Origin of the sequence: Lysinibacillus sp. NPDC092081 (genome assembly GCF_044755845.1) — a bacterium.
Taxonomy (GTDB): domain Bacteria; phylum Bacillota; class Bacilli; order Bacillales_A; family Planococcaceae; genus Lysinibacillus.
On record NZ_JBIVRU010000019.1, the window covers coordinates 45,637 to 65,325 of the forward strand.

Here is a 19,689-nt window from a genome sequence, read left to right on the forward strand (position 1 = left end):
ACAATTACGAAACGTAAAGCCTTCTTTTTTTTTATAAAAGAAGGCTTTTTTATTTTAACTTGTTTCAGCGGGTGTCCAAACATCCGCCGAAAGAAGTTAAAGCCTCCGGCGGATGTCATGGAAATCGGAAAGGAGTGCTAAAAAGGATGTTAGCCTAAAATCATCGCATCCATGCGATAACGGCTAACTAACCTGCATCATGCAGGCCTAAGCACAAAGCCGATTCCAGACGCAATTATGCCGAGGCATAATTGATAGAAAAGGGAAGAGAGGCTAGTTTTATGGGATTGCTTGAAAGGTTAAAAACGCATGTTCTAACAGCAGATGGCGCAATTGGTACGGTTTTATACGGCTATGGCTTGGAGTACTGCCATGAGGAAATGAATGTACAGAGACCGGAATTAATTGAAAAGATTCATAGAGAATATATAGCAGCTGGTGCCGATATTATTCAAACGAACACTTACGGAGCTAATGCCATAAAATTAGCCCGCTATGGATTAGAATCTCGTGTGCAGCAGTTTAATGAAGCCGCGATAACGATTGCAAAACGAGCAGCGGTAGATGGTGGACAATTTGTCTTAGGTACTATTGGGGGAATCCGTGGTATTCGTAAAAGTGACGCAACGTTAGAGGAAATTTTAGCAACAGTTGATGAGCAGGCAACTGTTTTACTTGCAGGAAATCCAGATGGCCTTTTACTTGAAACTTATTATGATTTTGAAGAGCTAACAGCGACTTTAACAATGCTACGAGGTAAAACGAAATTACCGATTATTGCTCAAGTTTCTATGCACGAACCCGGAATTTTGCAAAATGGAATGAGCTTAAATAACGCCTTACATAAACTTGAAGCGCTAGGTGCTGATATCGTAGGTGTTAACTGTCGCTTAGGTCCTCACCATACTATACAAGCATTCGAAGGAGTAGAACTTCCTAAGAAGGCATTTATGTCAGCATATCCGAACGCCTCTCTCCTTGATTTGGAGGATGGCCGTGTTGTTTATGAGTCGGAGGCAGATTATTTTGGTCGAGCAGCTGTAGAGCTTCGTGATCAGGGGGTACGTTTAATTGGTGGCTGCTGTGGTACGACACCAAAGCATATTGCTGCAGCGAAAAAGTACTTAGATGAGCTATCCCCGGTCGAGGAAAAGTATGCAAAGCCAGAAAAAGTAGAGGTTGTACGTGAGGCAGAGCCAGCAAATTATGAGCCATTACATGTAAAAGTAAAACGTGAACGCTCGATTATTGTGGAGTTAGATACACCAAGACATTTAGAAATCGAAGGTTTTATTGAAGGTGCAAAAAAGTTATATGAAACTGGCGCGGATGTAGTCATGATGGCAGATAATTCACTCGCTTCTCCAAGGATTAGTAATGTCGCAATGGGTGCCTTGCTGAAAGAAACGCATGGGGTACGCCCATTGACACATATAACATGCCGAGATCGTAATTTAATTGGTCTACAATCACATTTAATGGGATTAAATGCACTAGGGATTCATGATATTTTAGCAGTTACTGGAGATCCGACAAAGGTAGGTGATTTTCCAGGGGCTACTAGCGTTTATGACGTCTCTTCAATGGAGCTCATCCAATTAATAAAACAGTTAAATGAAGGTGTATCTTTCTCAGGGAAACCACTTCGTAAAAAGGCGAATTTCTCTGTAGCGGCTGCATTTAATCCTAATGTACGTGTGCTCGATCGCGCTGTCTCTCGATTAGAAAAGAAAATTGAACATGGGGCAGATTATTTTATTTCACAGCCTGTTTATACAAAGGAAAAAATTGTGGAAATTTACGAGGCAACAAAGCATTTAGAAACACCAATTTATATAGGCATTATGCCAGTAACGAGCTATAAAAGTGCGGAGTTCTTGCATCATGAAGTGCCGGGTATCAAACTATCGGATGAAGCGTTAGCCCGTATGAAGGCTTGTGGCGATGATAAGGAACGCGCAACACTAGAAGGGATTGCAATTGCTAAGGAATTAGTAGAAGTAGCAGCGGAGTATTTCAATGGTATTTACCTCATCACACCGTTTTTACGCTATGATATGACACTAGAATTGATGAAATTTATTGAGCAATTGGATGAACAGAAAAAAGGGGTAAGTATAAATGGCTAAGCACTTGATTGAAGAGCAACTAGAGAAACGAATTTTAATTCTTGATGGCGCAATGGGTACAATGCTACAAAATGAAAATTTATCAGCAGAGGATTTTGGCGGCGAGGAATATGATGGCTGTAATGAAAATCTTGTGCTAACTAGACCAGATGTGCTTGAAAAAGTTCATAGAAAATATTTAGAGGCTGGCGCAGATATTATTTGTACAAATACATTTGGAAGTACACCACTTGTATTAAATGAATATGATCTTGGTGCGAAGGCAGAAGAAATTAATAAACGTGCTGTGGAAATTGCACGCAAAGTAGTGGATGAGTTTTCTACATCCGATTGGCCACGTTTTGTTGCGGGGGCTATGGGACCAACTACAAAAACCTTGTCGGTTACAGGTGGTATTACATTTGATGAGTTAGAGGAAAACTTTTATGTTCAGGCAAAGGCATTAATCGAAGCCGGATCAGATGTCCTTTTGCTAGAAACTAGTCAGGATATGCTAAATGTTAAGGCAGGAACATTGGGAGTATCTCGTGCCTTTGAAGCAACTGGAAAAGAGCTACCTGTGATGATATCGGGAACAATTGAACCGATGGGAACGACACTGGCTGGTCAAACAATTGATGCTTTTTACATTTCTATCGAGCATATTAAACCATTGTCAGTTGGCTTAAACTGTGCGACCGGACCAGAGTTTATGACGGATCATATCCGTTCACTAGCAGAGCTTTCAACAGGCTATATTAGCTGTTATCCGAATGCAGGCTTACCTGATGAGGAAGGCTGCTATCATGAATCACCTGAATCACTGTCACAAAAGCTAAAAGGCTTTGCAGAAAAGGGCTGGCTGAATATAGTTGGAGGATGCTGTGGTACAACGCCAGCGCATATTGCCGCTATTCGAGAAGTGCTAAAGGACAAAAAGCCTCGTCAATTACCAGATGCAACACATGGTCATGTAGTATCAGGTATAGAGCCATTAGTGTATGACGATTCTATGCGTCCATTATTTATTGGGGAACGGACAAATGTCATCGGCTCTCGTAAGTTTAAAAATTTAATTATTGATGGGAAGTTTGAGGAAGCGGCAGAAATTGCGCGAGCTCAAGTGAAAAATGGAGCACATGTTATCGATATATGTTTAGCAAATCCTGACCGCGATGAACTAGCGGATATACGTGGCTTTATGCAGGAGGTTGTAAAAAAAGTAAAAGTACCTCTTGTGATTGACTCAACAGATGAAAAAGTAATTGAGGAAGCACTTAAGTTTTCTCAAGGGAAAGCTATCATTAATTCGATTAACTTAGAGGATGGCGAGGAGCGTTTTGACGCAGTCTTACCGCTAGTGAAAAAATATGGTGCATCTTTAGTTGTGGGGACAATTGATGAGCAAGGCATGGCGGTTGATCGACACCGCAAGCTAGAGATTGCTGAGCGTTCATATAAATTGTTAACAGAAAAATGGGGTATTGCTCCTGAAGATATTATATTTGACCCACTAATGTTCCCTGTAGGTACAGGAGATGAACAGTATATTGGCTCAGCGCTTGAAACAGTGGAAGGAATTCGCCTTATTAAAGAAAAAATGCCTCGTACATTAACGGTGCTTGGTGTAAGTAATATTTCGTTCGGATTACCACCAGTAGGTCGTGAAGTATTAAACGCTGTGTATTTATATCACTGTACACAGGCTGGTTTAGATTATGCAATTGTGAATACGGAGAAGCTAGAACGTTATGCATCCATTCCTGAGGAGGAAATTAAGCTAGCAAATGATCTACTCTTTCATACAAATGATGAAACATTAGCAGTCTTTACGGATTTCTATCGTGATAAAAAGAAGGAAAAAACAGAGGCAGATATTCCAAAAACAGTAGAAGGTCGCTTAGCTTACTATATTTTAGAGGGTACAAAAGAAGGGCTTATTGAAGATTTAGAGGCTGCTCGTGAAATTTTCGAAACACCGCTTGCTATTATTAATGGACCATTAATGGATGGAATGGCAGAGGTTGGCAGCTTATTTAACGATAATCAGCTGATCGTAGCAGAAGTATTACAATCAGCAGGGGTTATGAAGGCAGCGGTGGCACATTTAGAGCAATTTATGGAGAAAGATGAAGAGAGTGCTGGCAAGGGGAAGATGGTACTTGCAACTGTAAAAGGCGATGTGCATGATATTGGGAAAAACCTTGTTGATATTATTTTAAGTAATAATGGCTATAGGGTGATTGATCTTGGCATCAAAGTAACACCTGCCCAGTTAATAGAAGCGATTCGCAAGGAAAAGCCAGATTTCATCGGGCTTTCAGGCTTACTTGTAAAATCAGCGCAGCAAATGGTTATTACAGCTCAAGATTTCAAGGAAGCAGGTATTGACGTACCTATTTTAGTAGGGGGAGCGGCATTATCCCGTCGCTTTACTGAAACAAAAATTGCCGGCGAATATAATGGACCTGTCATTTATTCAAAGGATGCGATGCAAGGATTAGAGCAGGCAAATCGGTTAATGGGGATAGATACACGTGCAGATTTCTTAGCTGAAATTAAGGAATCGCGTGAAAAACGCTTAGAGGCAGACGAAAAAAGAGCGGCTCGCCCTGCAAAAGAAATAACTGTAAAGCCTGTGCGCACGGTAAAGGAAGCGACTGTCTTTCTTCCAGCTGATGTGCGACGCCATGTAAAGAGAGAATATGCTGTTTCGCATTTATATCCATATGTTAATATGCGGACATTACTAGGACATCACCTAGGTTTAAAGGGTCAAGTACAGCAATTACTTGATGCTGGCGATGCAAGAGCAACGGAGTTAAAAGATTTAGTCGACGATTATTTACAAAGGGATCTGTTGAAACCATCAGGTATGTATCAGTTTTTCCCTGCCCAAGCCGATGGGGATGATGTAGTCGTTTACGATCCAGCAGATAGCAAAACAGAAATTGAACGATTTACCTTCCCGCGTCAGCAAGTTGAACCGTTTTTATGTCTTGCAGATTTCCTAACAACAGTTGAAAGCGGTGAAATGGACTATATTGCCTTAATGGTGGTAACGGCAGGACAAGGGGTTATGGCGAAGGCTCGTCAGCTAAAAGAGGAAGGGAAATTCCTTGAAAGTCATGCATTACAATCTACAGCCCTTGAGCTTGCGGAAGGCTTTGCGGAACGTATGCACCAAGAAATTCGTGACCAGTGGGGCTTCCCAGATGCGACAGAATTTACGATGCGTGATCGTTTCGCGGCAAAATATCAAGGACAGCGCTTCTCATTTGGCTATCCAGCATGTCCGAACTTAGAGGATCAAGAGAAATTGTTTGGCTTATTAAAACCAGAGGACATTGGAGTGCATTTAACGGAAGGCTTTATGATGGAACCTGAAGCTTCTGTTTCAGCAATCGTCTTTGCACATCCAGATGCGAGGTACTTTAATGTGTGATGCCAGAAAAAGTAGTAAAATCTAATAGTAATTAACCCCTTCTAAAGTTTGGACGTGAGCATGATGATTCGATTAATGGAAGAGAAAGATTTACCTGAGGTTTTAGATATTTACAATGACATTATTTTAACGAGCAAAGCTGTTTATCGATATGAAACACAATCGTTAGAAGAAAAAAGACAATGGTTCAAGGAGCAGCAAACGATTGGGAATCCACTGCTAGTCTTTGACGAAAATGGCAATGTAGCCGGCTTTGCAACATATAGTCAGTTCCGTCCATATCCAGGTTATAAGCATACAATGGAGCACTCTGTATATGTGCATAAGGATCATTATCAAAAGGGAATAGCTACACAATTAATGCTTGAACTTATTCGAACTGCTAAAGAGCAAGGTGTGAAGACACTCGTAGCGGGTATTGATGGTGAAAACAACGGAAGCATTAAAATACATGAAAAACTAGGCTTTGAATATGCAGGTACAATTAAAAATGCAGGCTATAAATTTGAACAGTGGCTAGATCTTGTATTTTATCAACTACAGTTAACTGGACCAAAAGCATAGAAAGGGTATGGCATGTCATATCCTTTCATAACTGAAGGCAAACTCTAGTTTATTTGCATAAAGCTGAATAATAATTGACCCCGACATTCAGCATTTTGTGAGGAGCATCGAAAAGTATTATTTTCCTCCATAGTTAATCTTTATGATATTGTAATAAATAGTAATATTCTTTTGGATTAGCTTGTCTACCTATGCTAATGATGAGGAGTTGTTGATTTTTCAAGGAGATTGAAGCCAAGCCCGCGGAAAGCGCCAACTCGGAGTGAAAATCAACCTTTGTTTATTGATACAAATTATTTAATGTTTATTCAAAAGATAAAAGGATATGACAAATGTCATATCCTTTTTATGATGTTTGCGTCTGTGCTTGATTATATTCTTGTTTTATGATGAGGTCATAAGGAAAAGGAAACGAGGGAGTAAAAATGATGGCAACAGATAAAGAAAAAACAAAAAGACTGCGCCAGGATGTAGCACCATTTGCGAAATCTGATACAGCTAAAAGTATTTTTCAAATGGTCAATACGATTGTACCGTTAATCGCTCTATGGGTAGCTGGCTATATGTTAATGGATATTTCACCATGGTTAACAGTTGGGTTAAGTGTAATTTCTTCTGGCCTTGTCGTACGATCATTTATTATTTTCCATGATTGTACACACGGTTCATTTTTCAAAAGTAAAAAAGCAAACGACCGGGTTGGTTTTGTAACTGGAGTGTTAACATCATTCCCATACGAAAAATGGAAGCGTGAACATACAATTCACCACGCTACTAGCTCGAACTTAGATAAGCGTGGTATCGGTGATATTGATATGATGACAGTGGAAGAATATTTACAAGCATCTAAAGGACAACGTTTATGGTATCGTTTTTACCGTAATCCTTTTGTGATGTTCGGTTTAGGACCATTATTTATGGTTTTAATATTAAACCGTTTTAATCGTAAGGACGCTAAACAGAAGGAACGCTTTAACACATATTTAACGAATGTCGTTATTGCCGGAATTTGTATATCTTTAGTTTACTTTATGGGTTGGCAAGCATTTTTATTAGTACAGGGTGTAACATTATTTATTGCTGGTTCTCTTGGTATTTGGTTATTTTATATCCAACATACGTACGAGGATTCTTATTTTGAGCATGATAAAGAGTGGGATTATGTAAAGGCTGCTGTCGAAGGTAGCTCATATTATAAATTGCCAAAGTTATTACAATGGGCTACAGGCAATATCGGCTTCCACCATGTACATCATTTAGCTCCTCGTGTACCAAACTATAATCTTGAAAAAGCTCATAATGAAATACCGCCATTACACACTGCAACGACGATTACGTTAAGTACAAGCTTAGAATCATTACGCTATAAGTTATATGATGAAGATCAAGGTAAGTTTGTCACTTTTAAAGACGTTAGTGAAATAATCAAACGTAAAGCAAAAGACAGTTTTGCTGCTTAGTAAAAAATTATTTCAGCCATCTCTTCTAAGGGATGGCTGTTTTACATAAATGAGTTGTATATGGCAGATGAAGCAATTACTATGCAAAATGCCATTGTACGGCTGTCACGCTAATAACCATGTGCAGGCATAATATTAATTTTCTTGTTATAATGAGGGAAAAGTAGGAAAGAGCGTGAGATTATAATGAGGAAATGGCACAGTATTATTCCGAATAGTCCAATGCTCAGTGTATATTTATGGATTATTTTCTGTTTCCTACCGTTTTTCTTCATTTTTAGAAAATCATCCTATATAGAAATATCAATTGGTATTACATTTTTAATGCTATATTTTATTTTCTATCGATTTTCCATGAATTCGAATAACGGTCTTGTTTATATGTGGATTAGCTTTGAAATGGTCATTAATATCGTTATGACCATATTGTATGGCTATGTGTACTTATCAATTTTCACAGCTTTCTTCATTGGAAATATTCGTAAACCTGTTGGATTCTACATTATGTATGGACTACATATTGGCTTTACGGTTATTTCTACAGTTGTTGGTTTCTTCGTTGAGCTACATTTATTTTTATCACAACTACCATTTGTTGTTATAACGATTCTAGCAGTTGTGCTTCTCCCACTAACGATTTATTCAAAAAATAAACGCGAAAATTTAGAGGGTCAGCTTGAAACTGCTAATGAACGAATAGCTGAGCTAATTGTTTTTGAGGAACGTCAACGTATTGCTCGGGATTTACATGATACGCTCGGTCAAAAGTTATCGATGATAGGCTTAAAAAGTGACTTAGCTTCAAGGTTAATTGAACGTGATCCACAGCAAGCTCTAATAGAGATTAAGGATATTCGTCAAACGGCGAGTATCGCATTAAAAGAGGTACGTGAATTAGTATCGGGTATGCGAACAACTAGATTTGAGGACGAGCTTATGCGCATTTCCCAAATATTAAAGGCCGCTGAAATGGAGTTTGTATTTGATGGTGATAAAGATAAATTACAAGTTCCACCACTTGTAGAAAATGTATTATCTATGTGTTTAAAAGAGGCCGTTAATAATGTCGTTAAACATAGTGGTGCTAAAAAATGCGAAATTGCCTTCCATCAAAATTTTAAGGAAGTATATTTAGTTGTTCGTGATAATGGGCAAGGAATCACCAAAAAGCAAGCTTGGAAAACTGGTAACGGATTAAAGGGAATGCGAGAACGGTTAGAGTTTATAAACGGTTCATTTAAAATCGAAAGTGAAGAGGGCACAACATTAACTGTGTCGATTCCAGTGGCGATTACGCATCAAAAGGTCAAAGAGAATCTGAAGAACATATAGAAAAGAGGGTGTGACATGATACGAATTGTAATTGCTGAAGATCAGGGTATGCTATTAGGCGCACTTCGTTCATTACTTAGTATGGAGGATGATATGGAGGTCGTCGGCTTAGCGAAAAATGGTGAGGAAGCATTGGCGCTTGTTGAAGAGTATCAGCCTGACATTTGTGTTATGGATATTGAAATGCCAGTGAAAACTGGATTGGATGCTGCCGAGGAACTTCATAGCACAGGTTCTGATTGTAAAGTGATTATATTAACGACATTTGCAAGGCCGGGTTATTTTGAGCGTGCAAGAAAAGCTAGTGTTCGTGGCTATCTCCTAAAGGAAAGTCCGATAGAAGAATTGGTCAGCGCTATTCGCACTATTATGGACGGCAAAAGAATATATGCGCCTGAACTCGTTGATTTTGTTTATGAGGATGATAGTGAAAATCCTTTAACTGACCGTGAGAGCCAAGTACTGACACTTGTTGCAGAGGGGAAGACGACAAAAGAAATTGCTGCAGAATTATTTTTATCGGCAGGGACTGTCCGCAACTATATCTCCACTATTTTAGAAAAATTAAATGTTGGAAATCGTATTGAAGCCATTGCACGTTTTAAGGAAAAAGGGTGGAATAAGTAAAAAACATCATAAACCTTATCGCATAAAAGACGATAAGGTTTTGTGTTGTTGAAAAACTATTATGTAAATGAATTAAGGTATCATAAAAAAAAAGTAGGGCTCTTCGGCAAAACGAGGAGTTGATTTCCGTTCCGGCTGGGCGCTTTGTTGCTGCCGCTACGTTAGCACTACGCTTTCGCACAGAGCAAAGCTTCCTGGGGACGTCCGATGAGCCGCTTGGGCCAACACGATGTTGGTCACGAAGGCGTTATCACAGGACGTGATGCATTTAGCCTTCGTTCCTCTATTGCTGATCCTCAAGGAGTCGCCCAGCCTCCACTCCAATCAACCACTACGCATAGTTATGTATCTTATGGCATGTTACTTTATTTTATTGTTATAAAACTAAACGAAACTTCAGCAAATCCGTACGAAAGCGGTAGCTTAGAAGGAAATCACCCTCATTTAAAGTGCCGTAACTCCTTGGTCATTTTGTTTGCCAACACTAAAAAACCTTATCGCCTAAAAGAGACGATAAGGTTATTAAAGGTTATTTTTTACGTTTTGTTAAACGTCCAAGAACGAATGCACCTGCTGCTACAGCAAGGACTGTGTTCGTTTTTTTCGTAAATACTTGTTTTGTAACAAGATTAAGATTTTGAGGACGCTCCGCTAAACGGCGCATAAAGTAGCCGTACCAATCTTCGCCGAATGGTACATATACACAGAAGTTATAGCCTTCTTTTGCAAGCTCTTTTTGCATATCTGTACGGAAGCCGTAAAGCATTTGGAATTCGAATTTATCAAGTGGAATATTATTGTCAGCTACAAAACGTTTTACGTGTGCAATAACATTATGGTCATGTGTTGCGATGGACGTAAATTTACCATGTAGTAAATGATATTCGAGTAACTCGATGAAATTTAAATCAATATCCAATTTATCTTGGAAAGCAACCTCTACAGGCTCCTTATAAGCACCTTTTACTATACGAAGGCGATAGTCCTTGAATTTTTCGATATCGTCCTTAGCACGGTAAAAATAAGATTGGATAACAGTGCCAACATTATTAAATGTTTTGGATAGCTCTTCCACCATATCAAAGGATGTTTGTAAACGACCGTAGTCTTCCATGTCAAAGTTAACGAATATATCATATGCTGCTGCTTTTTCTACAATTTCATATAAATTATCGTAGCAAAAATCAACATCAATATCTAAACCTAATTGAGATGGCTTTAATGAAATATGTGCATCAACGCCGTTTTCATGAATAGCCTCAATAACAGCAAGGATTTGTTCTTTAGCTTTTGTTGCTTCTTCTTCAGTTGAAACGAATTCCCCTAAATTATCTACTGTGCAAGAGATTTTATGTGCGTTCAGCTCTTTGATGCTCGCAATCGTTTCTTCAATATTTGTACCAGCTACTACACTTTGTGCTCCTAATTTTAGTCCGTATTTTTTTGCAGTACTATTTAATAGTTGGTTTTCAGATAAATGGATGAAAAAATCGCGTAATAACATGGTCATTCTCCTCACTGCATTTCTTTTTTCTATATTATAGCACAATTTAGAAAATAAACATTGTTTTTACTATAACAATTATTTCACTTCAAGTAGTTGCATGCGCTCATTAAAAAGTGCAGGATAGCTTAAAAAACCTATCATTATGCTCGATAATGTCGCTGCTGTGAGCAGGGCGAAAATGATTAATAGTTGGAATTGCACCGCTTGAATAGGGTCTGCTCCGCCGATTATTTGGCCACTCATCATACCTGGTAATTGAACAAGACCAATTGTTTTTTGGCTTTCAATTGTAGGAATCATACTTGCCTTTATCGCATTCATTAGCTGTCGATGAATTGCCTGTTTTGGTGTGCCGCCAAGCGATAAAATTAACTCAATGTCGTTCTGATGACTTGCAATTTCCGATGTAAAACGATTTAAAAAGAGAACCGATAATATCATTGAATTACCAATCATCATGCCGCTAATTGGAATAATATACTGCGCTGTTGCAGGTACAATATCAAAACCAAGCAATACTCCTTGCGTAACAAATTCTACTACAATGAGAGTCAGTGCTATTTTCCATGTAATACCTTTAATACCTTTCCCTTTTTTACGAGCATTTAGTGTTGCTACTATAATCATTAATGCCACCATAAGTACAATATAAATATAGCTTTGAGCATCAAAGACAAATTTTAAAATGTATCCGACGGCAAGTAGTTGAATAATAGAACGAATAGTAGCTATGAGTGTATCTTTTTCAAGTCCTAGCTTTAAGGTTTTTGACAATAGAAGAGGAATTAAAACAAAAATTAACGTTAAGGAAAGCGAAGTATACGTCATACATTCACCCCCTGTACAAATTCAGCGACACGTGGATTTTTAGGTGCGTTAAGTAAGGAGCTTTTTCCTGTTTCGATAAGCTCCCCGTCCATCATGACCCATGTATAGTGTCCGATTGTCAGTGCTTGCTGTAAATTATGAGTTATCCAAATGATTGTGACATTAAACTTTTTATTGATTGTAGCAATAAGTGTCTCAATTTCCTGTACGGATTGACGGTCTAGTGCAGATGTGATTTCATCTAGCAATAAAATGGAGGATTGATTAATAAGTGTTCTTGCTATAGAAACTTTTTGTCGTTGTCCACCTGATAATTTATTCGTAGGGCGTTGTAAAAAGCTTTGATCGAGTCCGACATCTCGTAAATAGTGGATGGCTTCTTGCTCTGTAAGCTTTTCTCCTTGTAACGAACGAGGAAGTGCAAGATTGTCCAATACAGTTCCTTCTATCATAGGGGCTGCTTGAAGAGCCATACTTACATGTCTTCTTAAAGCGGTTGGCTCGTATGCAGAAATGTTTTGATTATCAATTAATATTTGACCATCTGTAGGGGATAATAGTCCATTGCACAATTTAAGTAGAGTTGTTTTGCCAGCACCTGAAGGGCCGACTAATGTAGTGATTTTTCCTTTTGGGAAAGAACCAGTAATCGATTTTAATATCATCTTGTCATTCGATGAAAAGGTGACCTGTTGAAAATGAATAGCAGGCTCATATGATGTATTCATAAAGTTAAAACTCCTTTATACTAATAGGTAAAATAACTGTAGCATGAAACAAAGGGAAGCTAAAGATATTTAACATTTTACAGGTAATGGGTAAATTAAGTTAAGGGGGGAGAGAATGGATATATTATATGTAGATACATTAACATATGCACAAGGTAATATGTATATCGTTGCTACAGATGAAGGTCTTGTATATATAGGAACACCGAATGCACCATTTGAAGAGGTAGAAGTGTGGGCAAAAAAGCCATTTAAAGGCTATCGCTTTGAAGAGAATAAAGAAAAGTTACAGCAATATGTTAAGCAATTAACGGCTTATTTTAATAAAGAGCTTACTGAATTTGATGTGCCAATACATGTCAAAGGGACAGCGTTTCAACTAGCAGTATGGGATGCTTTGAAGGAGCTACCATATGGTACAACGACAACGTACTCAGATATTGCACACCGCATCGGTAATCCGAAAGCAGTAAGAGCTGTAGGTAGTGCAATTGGTGCCAATCCAATATTGGCGATTATTCCTTGTCATCGTGTAATTGGAAAAGATGGTAAACTAACAGGCTTTCGTAGTGGACTAGCTATGAAAGAATTTTTACTGGAACTAGAGAGAGCATAATAAGAATCTGCAAAACTTTTGGTGTAACAGCTCGCCAAAGAGATTGCAGATTCTTGTTTTTTTGTATTAAAGAAGACGAAGTTTATTAAACACTATACATGTTCCTCGTGGACATTGTTATTTGTTTTACCGAAATGAGTTAAACGATGGGCAAATGTTTCTCCTCGTACGGCAGAGCCTTTGAAGATATCCTGAAACTCATAAGCTGGAGCACCATGTTCGATGACATCTAGGCCAGTGACTTCTTCTTCAGCAGAAACACGTAATGGTACAAATGCTTTTATAATAAGTAAACCAGCTGCTACTGAAATGCTAACCCAGGCAATTGTAGCGATAACCCCTATGGCTTGCACTCCTAATAGTCCAAAACCTCCTCCATAAAATAATCCTTGACCACCAATATCAAACAAACTAACTGCTAGAGTACCCCAAATACCACAGATACCATGGACAGCGATTGCACCAACAGGATCATCGACTTTTAATTTCCATTCAATAAAGCGTACGCCTTCGACCAATAATGGAGCAGCAATTAATCCGATTATGATGGAACCGACAATACTAACATTAGCGGCACCAGCGGTAATACTTACGAGACCTGCTAAAGCACCGTTTAATGTGAGTGAGCCATCGATATGGCCATATCGAAATTTCGTATAAAGGGCAGTAACCACAACTCCTGCAGCAGCAGCGAAAAATGTATTTGCGATTACGCTAGGAACAAGTTTAGGGTCAGCGGCTAATGTTGAAGCGCCATTAAAGCCAAACCAACCAAACCAAAGTAAAAATACGCCTAAAGCTCCTAATGGAATACTATGTCCTGTAATAACGTTAACACGACCATTTTCATATTTACCGAGACGAGGGCCGACCATTACCGCAGCTACAAATGCCGCAACTGCACCTGTTAAATGAACAACGGTAGATCCAGCGAAATCGATAAAACCAAGATTTGTTAACCAACCTTGGCCACTCCAAACCCAATGACCAACAACAGGATAAACAAGTGACGACATGAGAACAATAACGCCGATATAAGCAAAAATATTAGTACGTTCTGCTACTGCTCCTGATAAAATTGTTGCTCCAGTTGCTGCAAACATCGTTTGGAAAATAAAGAAGGAAAGATCATCTACACCATTTAAGGCAAAGCCACTTGAACCGAAGATACCACCAGCTGTATCACCAAACATAATAGCGTAACCACAAAGAAAATAGACAATACCGCCAAGTGAAATAGTTAGGAAGTTTTTCATAATAATGTTGACTGCGTTTTTTGAGCGTGTAAAGCCAGCTTCAACCATCGCAAATCCTGCATGCATAAAGAAGACTAAAATTGTACCGAGCATCACCCAAACTAAATTTATAGATAATGTTATTTCATCCATATATATCGCCCCCTTATTCTACAGCAATTGATCCGACTTCTTTTGTGCGGATACGAATCGCTTGTTCTACTGGATAAATGAAGATTTTACCATCACCGACCTTACCGGTTGCTGCCTTATATAACAAAACTTCAACAATAGGATCTACTTTTTCATCATCAACAATCATTTCTAATTTCAACTTCGGTAAAAATTCAACTTCGTAGGTATTTCCACGAAATAAACCTGTACGCCCTAATTGACGGCCGCAGCCAGCAATTTCTGTAACACTGAGCCCTGCGATACCTTCCTGTGCAAGTCCGTCTCTGACAGCGCCGAAAACTTCGGGACGGATGATTGCTTCTATTTTTTTCATCAATATCAGCTCCTTGAGTAAATTTAATTTACATGTTAAAACGTTATGAAAAACGGCGCAATAATTTTTTGGATATCCATGTTATGTTTTATCACATGGAATATTTCGTCTTTCGTAATAGTTTGCTGAAAAGGTTTTAAAAAGGGGAATGAAAGCGTTACTAAAAAGTGTGTCTGAAATGTGAACAGTTCGAAATTTTCTGACTACTTATGTAAGGAAATCTAACATTAAAGCAGAAGGATGTGATACGCAAGAATTTGGGTATATAGTGTATACTAGGACTAATTATCAAAGCGGAAGAAGGGGTTTCTTGTGAGATCAAACTATGCAGATGATAGCTTAGCGCTACACACGGACTTGTACCAAATCAATATGGCAGAATCGTATTGGGCTGATGGTATACATAATAGAAAAGCAGTTTTTGAATTATATTTTAGAAAATTACCTTTTGGCAATGGTTATGCAATTTTTGCGGGGTTAGAGAGAATTCTTGAGTATTTACGTGATTTTCGTTTCACTGATTCGGACATAACGTATTTACGTGAAGAGGTTGGTTATAAAGAGGATTTTATTGAGTATTTAAAAAATATTCGCTTTACAGGGGATATGTTTTCAATGGTGGAAGGAGAAACTGTTTTCGCTAATGAACCAATTATCCGCATTGAAGCACCTTTAGTGGAAGCGCAACTCATTGAAACCGCATTACTTAATATTGTGAATTACCAAACCTTAATTGCAACAAAGGCTAGTCGTATTAAACAAATTATAAAAAATGAAGTGGCGATGGAGTTCGGTACACGACGCGCTCAGGAGATGGACGCGGCAATTTGGGGAACGCGTGCAGCGTTTATTGGTGGTTTTGCATCAACTAGTAATGTGCGAGCAGGTAAACTCTTTAATATACCAGTATCAGGTACACATGCACATGCACTTGTACAGGCTTATAAAAATGATTATGATGCTTTTCACTCCTATGCAAAACGTCATCGTGATTGCGTATTCCTTGTAGATACTTACAATACGTTAAAATCAGGTGTACCAACAGCAATCCAAGTAGCTAAAGAGCTTGGTGACAAAATTAATTTTATTGGCATTCGTTTAGACAGTGGGGATATAGCTTTCTTGTCAAAAGAAGCACGTCGTATGTTAGATGAGGCAGGCTTCCAGAACGCTAAAATTATCGTATCGAATGACTTAGATGAATATACGATCTTAAACTTAAAGGCTCAAGGTGCAAAAGTTGATGTGTGGGGTATTGGTACAAAGCTCATTACTGCATATGACCAACCAGCTTTAGGGGCTGTTTATAAAATGGTCGCTATTGAAAATAACAGTGGGCAATTAGAAGATACCATTAAAATTTCAGCGAATGCTGAAAAGGTAACGACGCCAGGTCTTAAACATGTATATCGCATTATTGATAGAAAGAATGGCAAGGCGGAGGGGGATTACATTACGATGCAAGATGAAAATCCCCAATCAGAGGGGAAAATTAAAATGTTCCACCCTGTTCATACATTCGTATCAAAATTTGTAACGAACTTTGAAGCTAAGAATTTACATCATCATGTGATTAAAAATGGTGAAATACATTATCAAAATCCTACTTTGGAAGAAATGCGCGATTATGCAGCTAATAATTTAGAGTTGTTATGGGATGAATATAAACGTGCCATGAATCCTGAGGAATACCCAGTCGATTTAAGCCAAAAATGCTGGAATAATAAAATGCGTAATATTGAAGAAGTAAGTGAAATGGTCAATCGATTGTAATGCGTAAGGAGTGAAGGATAAAATGACACTACAGCAAGAAATCATTAAGGAATTACGTGTATTACCTACTATTGATGCGCAGGAAGAGATTCGCAAATCCATTGATTTTTTAAAGGAATATGCACGTCGCTATAGCTTTGTAAAGGGATTTGTTCTCGGGATATCAGGTGGACAAGACTCCACGTTAACTGGAAAATTAACGCAGCTTGCGGTTGACGAATTAAATGCCGAGGTGGGAGAAGCGAAATACTCGTTTTGGGCTGTTCGTTTACCATATGGTGTTCAAGCTGATGAAAAGGACTGTCAGGATGCAATTGACTATATAAAACCTACGAAAACGTATACGGTCAACATTAAAGATGCAGTCGATGCAAGTGTTGGAGCATTAACGAATGCGGGTATTGAACTAAGCGATTTTGTAAAAGGCAATGAAAAGGCACGTGAGCGAATGAAAGTGCAGTATTCTATTGCTGCTATGAATAATGCTGTTGTGCTAGGGACAGATCATGCTGCGGAGGCAATTACAGGTTTTTACACAAAATTTGGGGATGGTGGTGCGGATTTAATGCCTATCTTCCGTCTCAACAAGCGTCAGGGTAAGCAGTTGTTAGCTGTGCTTGATTGCCCGGAGCACTTATATTTAAAGATACCAACTGCAGATTTAGAGGAAAATCGTCCTTCATTACCAGATGAAGTAGCACTTGGTTTAACGTATGACCAAATTGATGATTATTTGGAGGGAAAGAAAATCCCTGAAGATGCTCGTAAAACATTAGAAGGGCATTATTTACGATCTCAGCACAAACGTCATATGCCAATTACAATATTTGATGATTTTTGGAAATGATATATAGCTAACATCATGACGTGGGTTTGATTTCCGTTCCGACCGGGGCGTCCGATGAGCCGCTTGGGCCAAAAGGATGTTGGTTACGAAGGCGTTATCACAGGACGTGATGTTTTTAGCATTCGTTCCTCTGTCTGCTCGCTCCAGGGGCTTATTTGTGACGCTAATCCCCAAGGAGTCGCTCAGCCTCTATTCCATTCAGCTTATATACAATGTAATACGTTATAATAAATGATATTTCCAACTTTTAGTTATCGGCCAATGAATATTTGGGAAAAGAGTTATAAGAAAGAGTAAAAAATACTTTTTTTTATAGCTCTTTTCTCTTTTTTTTAAGCAATTTGGTTCTGTATTATTAAGTTCAAGCATATAATGTCGATATATATACCTACAAAGTTCATGAAAAGTAAAGGAGGGTAATTATTTATGAGGACTTCTAGAGTAAGTGCGACGACTAGTAGTATATTTCGTAACGAACAACAGTATCTACATGCCGGGGATTTAAGCCATAATTTCGGACAAAATTCGAAGCAACAGTTTAAAAATAGTCTGCAAAAGAATAAAGATAAAAAGCATATAAGTAAAACTAGACAAATTCAAGAGCAACGTCCTAATAAAATAGCGGCTAGTTATGTGGACAGTTCTTACGATTTACAAATACGCAATGAATTAAATGAAACTGCCGTTAAGCTAAGTCTTGTCAGCAAGCAAAAGAAGCTTCTCAATAGTTACCGCTCTTCTATATAACATCATAAATCCAACTCTCTACATCATTCAGGATGTAGGGAGTTTTTTAGTGCGTTGAAAAACAAAATGGTGTCAGTGCAATCTTTACGAATGTTGAGGCATTTTAAAATGAGGGCGATTACCGTTCAAGCATATTAATGGCTCTTCGGCAAAACGAGGGGGTGATTTCCGTTCCGCCTGGGCGCTTTGTTGCTGTCGCTTCGCTTTCGCACAGAGCAGAGCTTCCTGGGGGCGTCCGATGAGCCGCTTCACTCGCGTTGCTCGCTCCAGGGTCTCGGGCCAACATGATGTTGGTCACGAAGGCGTTATCACAGGACGTGATAGTTTTAGCCTTCGTTCCTCTATTCGCTGATCCCCAAGGAGTCGCCCATTCTCCACTCCAATCAACCACTGCGCCGAGGATTACATCTTCTGACATGCGTCCTGATTTATAGTAATAAAACAAAACTTCACCAACAGGTCTTGTACACCTTAATTTATTGACCCTGAATGTAAGTTGTAGAAAATGGAAATCATATATTTTTTATTCAAAATATTTGAAGTCGAGATGTTCAATGAATATTCAAGGTAATTTTTCCAATACTTCACAGTGATTTTTAACTTATTTCACAACTTACCTGTAAAGTAGTTATTAGTAAAAGAAAAAAGAAATATTGGGGGAAGCAATTGTGAAAAAAATATGGTTACCTGTACTAGCAGCATCATTTTTACTCGCGGCTTGTGGTACAGATAAAGCAGAAGAAGTTAAGAAAGAAGAAACGAAGCAAGATGTTGCGGCAAGTGATACAGAAGCAAAGGATAAAACTAAACAAGTCGCTTCTTTAGTGGATCCACGTTTAGAAGAGCCAAAAGAAGATACAATGTGTGAAATGTGTAATATGAAAGTATATTTAAAGGACGAAGATATGGGTGAATTCTCTACTCAAGCAATAAAAGAGGATGGAACAGTTGCCTTTTATGACGACATAGGCTGCTTAGTAAATGCCGAGGTTGCGAATAATGAAAAGAACGAAAAGTTTGTACGCGATCATATCACAAAAGATTGGGTAAAGGTTGAAGATGTAACGATCGTTAAAACCGATCTAAAATCTCCAATGAACTGGGGTTATATTTATTTCACCAATAAAGCTGATGCAGACAAATATATCGCTGACAATCCAACTGCACATATTGAGGAATTACAAAAAATTAAAGACGATGCATTAGAGCGTCGTAAAAAGAAAATGAAAGAAAAAGCTGAAAAAGAAGCCAAAGGTGAATCTGATTCTATGCATATGGAAGAAAAGAAACCTGAAGGTCATGGTCATTAATCGAATGGACTAGGGGGGAATTCCTCTAGTCTTTTCGTGCTGAACTAGGAGGTG

16 protein-coding genes are annotated in these 19,689 nt (G+C 38.5%); 11 read left to right on the forward strand and 5 right to left on the reverse strand.

The window, feature by feature from the left end:
* The first annotated feature begins 281 nt into the window (after positions 1–281).
* The 6 genes from ACIQLB_RS20340 to ACIQLB_RS20365 all read left to right on the forward strand — a co-directional run bounded on the left by ACIQLB_RS20340 (position 282) and on the right by ACIQLB_RS20365 (position 9,536).
* The gene (locus ACIQLB_RS20340) at positions 282–2,129 is read left to right on the forward strand and encodes a bifunctional homocysteine S-methyltransferase/methylenetetrahydrofolate reductase (protein ID WP_400730008.1); all 1,848 of its coding nucleotides are present in this window, start codon (positions 282–284) and stop codon (positions 2,127–2,129) included.
* On the forward strand, positions 2,122–5,553 hold the full coding sequence (gene metH / locus ACIQLB_RS20345; RefSeq protein ID WP_400730011.1) for a methionine synthase: 3,432 nt from the start codon (positions 2,122–2,124) through the stop codon (positions 5,551–5,553). Before ACIQLB_RS20340 ends, metH begins: the two co-directional genes overlap by 8 nt.
* Positions 5,554–5,616: 63 nt before the next feature.
* On the forward strand, positions 5,617–6,117 hold the full coding sequence (locus tag ACIQLB_RS20350; protein ID WP_400730090.1) for a GNAT family N-acetyltransferase: 501 nt from the start codon (positions 5,617–5,619) through the stop codon (positions 6,115–6,117).
* A 428-nt stretch (positions 6,118–6,545) separates the two neighbouring features.
* Entirely contained in the window at positions 6,546–7,577 is a 1,032-nt protein-coding gene (desA, locus tag ACIQLB_RS20355) for a Delta(5) desaturase DesA (RefSeq protein ID WP_400730094.1), read from the forward strand.
* A gap of 186 nt (positions 7,578–7,763) precedes the next feature.
* The gene (locus ACIQLB_RS20360) at positions 7,764–8,909 is read left to right on the forward strand and encodes a sensor histidine kinase (protein ID WP_483869707.1); all 1,146 of its coding nucleotides are present in this window, start codon (positions 7,764–7,766) and stop codon (positions 8,907–8,909) included.
* 15 nt (positions 8,910–8,924) lie between these two features.
* Positions 8,925–9,536 carry a response regulator gene (locus tag ACIQLB_RS20365; RefSeq protein WP_400730013.1) on the forward strand — a complete coding sequence of 204 codons (612 nt, stop codon included), beginning with the start codon at positions 8,925–8,927 and terminating at the stop codon, positions 9,534–9,536.
* 529 nt (positions 9,537–10,065) lie between these two features.
* Here the strand turns inward: ACIQLB_RS20365 and ACIQLB_RS20370 are convergent.
* The 3 genes from ACIQLB_RS20370 to ACIQLB_RS20380 form a co-directional block, all read right to left on the reverse strand.
* Positions 10,066–11,040: a proline dehydrogenase family protein gene (locus ACIQLB_RS20370; RefSeq protein ID WP_400730016.1), complete on the reverse strand. Its 975-nt coding sequence runs from the start codon at positions 11,038–11,040 to the stop codon at positions 10,066–10,068.
* Between the two features lie 78 nt (positions 11,041–11,118).
* Entirely contained in the window at positions 11,119–11,871 is a 753-nt protein-coding gene (locus ACIQLB_RS20375) for an ABC transporter permease (protein ID WP_400730019.1), read from the reverse strand.
* Entirely contained in the window at positions 11,868–12,599 is a 732-nt protein-coding gene (locus ACIQLB_RS20380) for an ABC transporter ATP-binding protein (RefSeq protein WP_400730022.1), read from the reverse strand. Before ACIQLB_RS20380 ends, ACIQLB_RS20375 begins: the two co-directional genes overlap by 4 nt.
* Before the next feature lie 115 nt (positions 12,600–12,714).
* On the opposite strand from ACIQLB_RS20380, the gene ACIQLB_RS20385 reads away from it, so the two are divergent.
* Complete coding sequence (locus ACIQLB_RS20385) at positions 12,715–13,215, forward strand: methylated-DNA--[protein]-cysteine S-methyltransferase (protein WP_400730025.1); 501 nt, start codon at positions 12,715–12,717, stop codon at positions 13,213–13,215.
* Between the two features lie 92 nt (positions 13,216–13,307).
* Here the strand turns inward: ACIQLB_RS20385 and ACIQLB_RS20390 are convergent, their stop codons facing one another.
* Together ACIQLB_RS20390 and ACIQLB_RS20395 are read right to left on the reverse strand one after the other, a co-directional pair.
* Positions 13,308–14,603, reverse strand: a complete 1,296-nt coding sequence (locus ACIQLB_RS20390; RefSeq protein WP_400730028.1) for an ammonium transporter — start codon at positions 14,601–14,603, stop codon at positions 13,308–13,310.
* Between the two features lie 13 nt (positions 14,604–14,616).
* Positions 14,617–14,958 carry a P-II family nitrogen regulator gene (locus ACIQLB_RS20395; RefSeq protein WP_400730031.1) on the reverse strand — a complete coding sequence of 114 codons (342 nt, stop codon included), beginning with the start codon at positions 14,956–14,958 and terminating at the stop codon, positions 14,617–14,619.
* 312 nt (positions 14,959–15,270) lie between these two features.
* On the opposite strand from ACIQLB_RS20395, the gene ACIQLB_RS20400 reads away from it, so the two are divergent.
* The 4 genes from ACIQLB_RS20400 to ACIQLB_RS20415 all read left to right on the forward strand — a co-directional run bounded on the left by ACIQLB_RS20400 (position 15,271) and on the right by ACIQLB_RS20415 (position 19,635).
* Positions 15,271–16,731 (forward strand): nicotinate phosphoribosyltransferase, encoded by a 1,461-nt coding sequence (locus tag ACIQLB_RS20400; protein WP_400730034.1) that lies wholly within the window; start codon positions 15,271–15,273, stop codon positions 16,729–16,731.
* A gap of 22 nt (positions 16,732–16,753) precedes the next feature.
* Positions 16,754–17,578, forward strand: coding sequence for an ammonia-dependent NAD(+) synthetase (gene nadE, locus ACIQLB_RS20405; protein ID WP_400730037.1), 825 nt, complete (start codon positions 16,754–16,756; stop codon positions 17,576–17,578).
* A 426-nt stretch (positions 17,579–18,004) separates the two neighbouring features.
* Positions 18,005–18,325 (forward strand): NAD synthetase, encoded by a 321-nt coding sequence (locus ACIQLB_RS20410; protein ID WP_400730040.1) that lies wholly within the window; start codon positions 18,005–18,007, stop codon positions 18,323–18,325.
* Positions 18,326–18,993: 668 nt separating this feature from the next.
* Entirely contained in the window at positions 18,994–19,635 is a 642-nt protein-coding gene (locus ACIQLB_RS20415) for a nitrous oxide reductase accessory protein NosL (RefSeq protein WP_400730043.1), read from the forward strand.
* Positions 19,636–19,689: the final 54 nt, after the last annotated feature.

Bases quoted from the DNA above. Each gene is read 5' to 3' on its own strand.
- ACIQLB_RS20340 (WP_400730008.1), top strand. From the start codon at position 282: ATGGGATTGCTTGAAAGGTTAAAAACGCATGTTCTAACAGCAGATGGC.
- metH (WP_400730011.1), top strand. From the start codon at position 2,122: ATGGCTAAGCACTTGATTGAAGAGCAACTAGAGAAACGAATTTTAATT.
- ACIQLB_RS20350 (WP_400730090.1), top strand. From the start codon at position 5,617: ATGATTCGATTAATGGAAGAGAAAGATTTACCTGAGGTTTTAGATATT.
- desA (WP_400730094.1), top strand. From the start codon at position 6,546: ATGGCAACAGATAAAGAAAAAACAAAAAGACTGCGCCAGGATGTAGCA.
- ACIQLB_RS20360 (WP_483869707.1), top strand. From the start codon at position 7,764: ATGAGGAAATGGCACAGTATTATTCCGAATAGTCCAATGCTCAGTGTA.
- ACIQLB_RS20365 (WP_400730013.1), top strand. From the start codon at position 8,925: ATGATACGAATTGTAATTGCTGAAGATCAGGGTATGCTATTAGGCGCA.
- ACIQLB_RS20370 (WP_400730016.1), bottom strand. From the start codon at position 11,040: ATGTTATTACGCGATTTTTTCATCCATTTATCTGAAAACCAACTATTA.
- ACIQLB_RS20375 (WP_400730019.1), bottom strand. From the start codon at position 11,871: ATGACGTATACTTCGCTTTCCTTAACGTTAATTTTTGTTTTAATTCCT.
- ACIQLB_RS20380 (WP_400730022.1), bottom strand. From the start codon at position 12,599: ATGAATACATCATATGAGCCTGCTATTCATTTTCAACAGGTCACCTTT.
- ACIQLB_RS20385 (WP_400730025.1), top strand. From the start codon at position 12,715: ATGGATATATTATATGTAGATACATTAACATATGCACAAGGTAATATG.
- ACIQLB_RS20390 (WP_400730028.1), bottom strand. From the start codon at position 14,603: ATGGATGAAATAACATTATCTATAAATTTAGTTTGGGTGATGCTCGGT.
- ACIQLB_RS20395 (WP_400730031.1), bottom strand. From the start codon at position 14,958: ATGAAAAAAATAGAAGCAATCATCCGTCCCGAAGTTTTCGGCGCTGTC.
- nadE (WP_400730037.1), top strand. From the start codon at position 16,754: ATGACACTACAGCAAGAAATCATTAAGGAATTACGTGTATTACCTACT.
- ACIQLB_RS20410 (WP_400730040.1), top strand. From the start codon at position 18,005: ATGAGGACTTCTAGAGTAAGTGCGACGACTAGTAGTATATTTCGTAAC.